Source organism: Streptomyces catenulae (genome assembly GCF_000718015.1).
Lineage (GTDB): Bacteria > Actinomycetota > Actinomycetes > Streptomycetales > Streptomycetaceae > Streptomyces > Streptomyces catenulae.
The window spans coordinates 1-328 of record NZ_JODY01000084.1 but is presented as its reverse complement, the minus strand read 5'-3'; the positions used below and the strand labels follow the sequence as shown (position 1 = coordinate 328).

General features: G+C 68.3%; 1 protein-coding gene. It reads left to right on the top strand.

Translation table 11 applies throughout. From position 1 onward, the window contains the following. Nucleotides 1-197, top strand: a 197-nt coding sequence (locus IF23_RS34720; protein ID WP_030289616.1) for a hypothetical protein, incomplete at its 5' end; no start/stop codon positions are given. Nucleotides 198-328: the final 131 nt, after the last annotated feature.

Genomic DNA, 328 nt, shown 5'->3' with positions numbered 1-328 from the left:
ACGCCGACCTGATGGTCACCGGCAGCATGGGGCAGCCGGTTGCGTCGCCGCTGGTGCAGGAACTTCGCCAGCACCGCGGTGTTCTCGCTCGACTGCTCGGCTGGCTGAAGCTGCCGGACGAGGAGGAGCCGGCGAAGGGGAACGCGTCTGCGTCTGCACGGCAGGCTGCGATGACGCGTTGGGGCCGTGGCGCGTAGACGGTCGGTTGAGCGTCAGGACGATGGGCACGACGAGGTCATCCGTTGGTATCGGGAGCGACTGGCAGAGGTTGCGCCACGGCCGGAGTTGGAGTGGGAGCCGAAGCTGATCGGCCCGACGTGGCAGCTGT